Origin of the sequence: Kitasatospora sp. NPDC059722 (genome assembly GCF_042733235.1) — a bacterium.
GTDB lineage: Bacteria > Actinomycetota > Actinomycetes > Streptomycetales > Streptomycetaceae > Kitasatospora.
Window position 1 is genome coordinate 80836 of record NZ_JBHWGD010000037.1, and the last position, 6000, is coordinate 86835.

Here is a 6000-nt window from a genome sequence, read left to right on the forward strand (position 1 = left end):
GGCCCGGAGGGCAGTAGCCTCCGGGCCTCTCACGGGCGGTTCACCGCGTCACTCGTCGTCCTCGTCGTCGAGCCGCGCCAGCCAGGTGGCCAGCCGCTCGACCGGGATCTCGAAGTCGGGGTTGAGGTCGACGAACTCGCGCAGGCGCTCGGCCAGCCACTCGAAGGTGACCTCCTCGTCGCCGCGCCGGTTCTGCAGCTCCTCGATGCCTCGGTCGGTGAAGTACACGGTTCGCTCCGGTCGGATGGGGGTTGACCTGGTCAGGATAGACCGGCCTGGCCGTTGGCCCGCCAGGAGCTGATGGTCACCTTGGCGGCCCCGGTGCTCGCGTCGGCGACCTCCACGACGGCGACGGCGATGTTCTGGGTCACCCGGTCGCGGATGCACAGCAGCCGGCCGGCCGGGACGTGGTTGAAGCTGAGGTCGGTGTCCGGGCGGGAGTCGATCGCGCTCGCGCACTGCTCCGGCGTGACGCTGGCCTCGCTGATCACGGCGAAGTCGGAGGCGTTGTCCCCGTAGGCGGAGAAGGCGTCCGCCCGGCCGCCGCAGCAGTTCGCCTTGCCGAGCCCGAAGCCCCACTTCAGGTTGGTGTCGTGCGGGACGACCTTGCCGGCGTTCAGGTCGATCCGGTAGGCGTCGCTGGTGTACTCGGCGCCGGGGATGGCGAGCGAGACCTTGTCGAGTGCCGGGGTGTAGCCGCTGGGCCGGGCGGGCGCCGAGACGGTGGCGCCGGGCGTGGAGGGCTTGCCCGTCGGCGCCGTCACCGGGGTGTTGCCGGAGGACGGGCTCGCGCCGGTGGCCGGGGCGGTGACGGCGCCCGACGTCGGCAGCGGCGCGGCCGACTGGCTCTGGGACTGGGCGGCGGCCGGCGGGTTGCCGGTCGACTTGCCGTCGTTCAGCTTCTTCATCAGGAAGACGCCGCCCGCGGTGCCGCCGATCGCCATCACCAGGGCGACGACGAGCAGGGCCTTCCAGGACACCCCGCCCTTCTTGGCCTTCGGCTCGGGCTTGGCGGGCTCGGGGACGTCGGTGACCACCGGGCCGGGCGGCGGGGTGTCGTAGGTCGGCGGCTCGCTGCGCAGCTGCACGGTGGGCGGCGAGGTGAGCACCGGGGCGGTCGGCGCCTCGGTGGGCGGCTGCGGGGCGCCGTACGCGCCGACCGGCGGCGGCACGAAGCCGGGCGGGGGGCCCGCGGGCGGCTGGTGGGTGACGGCCGTGGCCGGGTGGGTCGGCCCGGTGGGCGACGGGAGGACGGCCGGCGGCGGGGGAGTGGCGGGCACGGCCGGCATCGGGGTCGGCGGGGTGGCCGGGACGGCCGGCACCGGCGTGGGCGGCGTCTTGGGCAGGTCCGAGCGGCGGGTGATCTCGGTGTTGACCTGGCGCGGCAGCCAGTCCTCGCCGAACCGCAGCTGCCCGCCGACCTCCGGGTGGTTGCGAGCGACCTGGATGATCTCGGCGGGCGTCGGCCGGTCCTCCGGGAGCTTCGCCAGGCAGCGCAGGACCAGCTCGCGCAGGTCGGCCGGGACGGCGTCCAGGTCGGGCTCCTCGTGCACGACCCGGTAGAGGACGGCGGTGTCCGGGCCGTCGCCGAACGGCGCCGCGCCGCCGGCCACGTACGCGGCCAGCGCGCCGAGCGCGAACACGTCGGTGGCCGGGGTGACCGGGCGGCCCTGGGCCTGCTCGGGGGACATGAAGGCGGGGGAGCCGATCCGGTAGCCGGTGCCGGTCAGCGCGGTGGCGTCGGCGGCCCGGGCGATGCCGAAGTCGATCACCCGCGGGCCGTCCCCGGCGACCAGCACGTTGGCGGGCTTGAGGTCGCGGTGCACCACCTCGACGCTGTGGATGGCCTGCAGCGCCTCGGCGATGCCGCCCATCAGCAGCAGGACGGTGCGCACCGGCAGCGCGCCGTTCTCGCGCACGACCTGCTGGAGGGACGGGCCGGGCACGTACGCGGTGACCAGCCAGGGGGCGTCCGAGTCCAGGCCGCCGGAGTCGATCACCTGCGCGGTGTAGAGCCCGTGGATCCGCTGGGCGTTGCTGACCTCCTGGGCGAAGCGGCGGCGGAACTCGCCGTCCTCGGCGAACTCGGGGCGGACCACCTTGAGGGCGACCGGGCGCCCGCCCGGCGTGTACGAGAGGTAGACCCGGCCCATGCCGCCGGCGCCCAGCCGGGCGAAGAGCCGGTAGCCGCCGACCTCCCGGGGGTCGTCGGGCTGCAGCGGCTGGAAGACCGGCGGGAGCTTGCTGGCGTCCCTCGGCGTGTCGGCGGTCATCTGGGTCATCCCCCTGGGAGAGCGGTGAGGTCGTCCGACCGGCCCGGGCCGCGGTGACGGGGCTCCCGGGGCAGCGATCTGGCGAGGCATAACCTATCGATCCGTCAGCGGGCCCGGCACGCCGGTATCCGATTGGTTGCAGAGCTGCGACCTTGACATGGCATCGTGGGGAAACGGTTCTGCCGCAAACGAAACGGCCCCCGCCCTCCCGCGAGGGGAGGACGGGGGCCGGTTGCGTCAGCCTGGCTCAGGGCCTCAGATCGAGTAGACCTCTTCGATCAGGGCCTGCTGCTCGGCGGCGTGGCGCTTGGCCGAGCCGACCGCCGGCGACGACGCCGCCGGGCGGGCGACGCGGCGCAGGCGCGAGCCGTTGGCGCTGCGGCCGATGACGACCTGCAGGTGGTCGACCAGGTTCATCGCGATGAACGGCCAGGAACCCTGGTTGGCCGGCTCCTCCTGCGCCCAGATGAACTGGACGTTGTCGCCGTAGCGGGCCAGCTCCTCCTGGAGCTCGGCCACCGGCAGCGGGTAGAGCCGCTCGACCCGGACGATCGCCGTGTCGGTGACGCCGCGCTCGGTGCGCGCCGCCTCCAGGTCGTAGTAGAACTTGCCGGCGGTGATGACCACCTTGCGGACCTGCGCCGGGTCGACGGTGGAGTCGCCGATGACCGGGCGGAACGAGCCGGACAGGAACTCCTCGGTCGCACTCGCCGCGGCCTTCAGGCGCAGCATCGACTTCGGGGTGAAGACGACGAGCGGCTTGTGGTGCGGGTTGTGCGCCTGCCAGCGCAGCAGGTGGAAGTAGTTCGACGGCAGCGTCGGCATGGCGACCGTCATGTTGTTCTGCGCGCACAGCTGCAGGAAGCGCTCCGGGCGGGCGGACGAGTGGTCCGGGCCCTGGCCCTCGTAGCCGTGCGGCAGGAGCAGGGTGACGCCCGAGTGCTGGCCCCACTTCTGCTCGGCGGAGGCGATGTACTCGTCCACCATGGTCTGCGCGCCGTTGACGAAGTCGCCGAACTGCGCCTCCCACATGACCAGCGCGTTCGGGCGGGTCAGCGAGTAGCCGTACTCGAAGCCCATGGCCGCGTACTCCGACAGCAGGCTGTCGTAGACGGTGTAGCGGGCCTGGTCCTCGGTGAGGTACTGCAGCGGGGTGTAGTCCTCGCCGGTCTTGCGGTCGATCAGGACGGCGTGCCGCTGGCCGAAGGTGCCGCGGCGGCTGTCCTGGCCGGCCAGGCGGACCGGGTGGCCCTCCATGAGCAGCGAGCCGATGGCGAGGGTCTCGCCCATCGCCCAGTCGATGGTGTTGTCCTCGACCGAGGCGGCGCGGCGCTGCAGCTGCGGGAACAGGCGCGGGTGGACGGTCAGCCACTCCGGCAGGTTGACCTGCGAAGCGGCGATCCGCTTGACCATCTCCTGGGAGATGCCGGTCTGGATGCTGACCGGGAAGTCGGCGACCGGCTTGCCGGTGGCGCCGACGGCCGGCGTCTGGGCCGCGTCGCGGACCTCGGCGAAGACCTTCTCCAGCTGGCCCTGGAAGTCCTGGAGCGCCTGCTCCGCCTCTTCCATGGTGATGTCGCCGCGACCGATCAGGCCCTCGGTGTACAGCTTGCGCACCGAGCGCTTCTTGTCGATCAGGTCGTACATCAGCGGCTGGGTGAACGACGGGTTGTCGGCCTCGTTGTGACCGCGGCGGCGGTAGCAGATGAGGTCGATCACCACGTCCTTGTGGAACTCCTGGCGGAACTCGAAGGCGAGCCGCGCGACGCGGACCACGGCCTCCGGGTCGTCGCCGTTCACGTGGAAGATCGGGGCCTCGATCATGCGGGCCACGTCGGTGCAGTACATCGAGGAGCGCGAGGACGCCGGGGCGGCGGTGAAGCCGACCTGGTTGTTCACCACGAGGTGGATCGTGCCGCCGGTGCGGTAGCCGCGCAGCTGCGACATGTTCAGCGTCTCGGCGACGACGCCCTGGCCGGCGAAGGCCGCGTCGCCGTGGATCTGGATCGGCAGCACCGGGAAGGTGGTGCCGCCCTGGTCCAGGACGTCCTGCTTGGCGCGGACGATGCCCTCGACGACCGGGTCGACCGTCTCCAGGTGGGAGGGGTTCGCGGCGAGCGAGACCTTGATGGTCTCGCCGTCCAGGCCGGTGAAGGTGCCCTCGGCGCCCAGGTGGTACTTGACGTCGCCGGAGCCGTGCATCGACTTCGGGTCCAGGTTGCCCTCGAACTCGCCGAAGATCCGGGCGTACGGCTTGCCGACGATGTTGGCCAGCACGTTCAGGCGGCCGCGGTGGGCCATGCCGATGACGGCCTCGTCGAGGCGGTGCTCGGCGGCGGCGTCGATCGTGGCGTCCAGCAGCGGGATGAGCGACTCGCCGCCCTCCAGCGAGAAGCGCTTCTGCCCGACGTACTTGGTCTGCAGGAAGGTCTCGAAGGCCTCGGCGGAGTTCAGGCGGCGCAGGATGCGCAGCTGCTCGTCGCGCTCGGGCTTGGAGTACGGCTTCTCCAGGCGTTCCTGGATCCACTTGCGCTGCTTCGGGTCCTGGATGTGCATGTACTCGATGCCGACGGTGCGGCAGTACGAGTTGCGCAGCAGGCCGAGGATGTCGCGGAGCTTCATCATCTTCTGGCCGCCGAAGCCGCCGACCGCGAACTCGCGCTCCAGGTCCCACAGGGTGAGGCCGTGCTGGACGACGTCCAGGTCGGGGTGCTTGCGCTGCTTGTACTCCAGCGGGTCGGTGTCGGCCATCAGGTGGCCGCGCACGCGGTACGCGTGGATGAGCTCCATGACGCGGGCGGTCTTGTTGACCTCGTCGTCGTGGGTGGTGGCGACGTCGGTGGCCCAGCGGACCGGCTCGTACGGGATCCGCAGCGACTCGAAGATCTCGTCGTAGAAGCCGTTCTCGCCGAGCAGCAGGCGGTGGATCTCGCGCAGGAACTCGCCGGACGCCGCGCCCTGGATGACGCGGTGGTCGTAGGTCGAGGTCAGCGTCATGATCTTGGAGACGCCCAGGCGGGACAGGGTCTCCGGGGCGGAGCCCTGGAACTCGGCCGGGTACTCCATGGCGCCGACGCCGACGATGGTGCCCTGGTTCTGCATCAGGCGCGGCACGGAGTGCACGGTGCCGATGCCGCCGGGGTTGGTCAGCGAGACCGTGACGCCGGTGAAGTCGTCCATGGTCAGCTTGTTGGCGCGGGCCCGGCGGACGATGTCCTCGTAGGCCTGCCAGAAGCCGAAGAAGTCGAGCGTCTCGGCCTTCTTGATGGCCGCGACGACGAGCTGGCGGTCGCCGTTGGGCTTGACCAGGTCGATGGCCAGGCCCAGGTTGATGTGCTCGGGCTTGACCAGGAAGGCCTTGCCGCCCTCCACCTTGTAGCTGTGGTTCATCCCCGGGTGGGCCTTGATGGCCTGGACCAGGGCGTAGCCGATCAGGTGGGTGAAGGAGACCTTGCCGCCGCGGGCGCGCTGCAGGTGGTTGTTGATGACGATGCGGTTGTCGATCAACAGCTTCGCCGGGACGGCGCGGACCGAGGTCGCGGTCGGCACCTCCAGCGAGGCGTCCATGTTGGTGGCGACGGCCTTCGCCGGGCCGCGCAGCTGGACCAGCTCCGGGCCGGTGGCCTCGGGAGCGGCGGGGGCGGCCGGGGCCGCGGCCTTGGGGGCCGGCGGTGCGGCGGGCGCGGCGGCGAGCGGCGCGGGAGCCGCCACCGGGGCCGGGGCGGCC

At 71.9% G+C, this 6000-nt stretch carries 3 protein-coding genes; all 3 read right to left on the reverse strand.

The window, feature by feature from the left end:
- Nucleotides 1-48: 48 nt before the first annotated feature.
- The gene (locus tag ACFV4F_RS23425) at nucleotides 49-228 is read right to left on the reverse strand and encodes a DUF6104 family protein (RefSeq protein WP_063347844.1); all 180 of its coding nucleotides are present in this window, start codon (nucleotides 226-228) and stop codon (nucleotides 49-51) included.
- Nucleotides 229-260: 32 nt separating this feature from the next.
- Nucleotides 261-2273 (reverse strand): serine/threonine-protein kinase, encoded by a 2013-nt coding sequence (locus ACFV4F_RS23430; RefSeq protein WP_380505140.1) that lies wholly within the window; start codon nucleotides 2271-2273, stop codon nucleotides 261-263.
- A 255-nt stretch (nucleotides 2274-2528) separates the two neighbouring features.
- The coding region (locus tag ACFV4F_RS23435) for a multifunctional oxoglutarate decarboxylase/oxoglutarate dehydrogenase thiamine pyrophosphate-binding subunit/dihydrolipoyllysine-residue succinyltransferase subunit (protein WP_380505142.1) at nucleotides 2529-6000 on the reverse strand (3472 nt) is incomplete at its 5' end.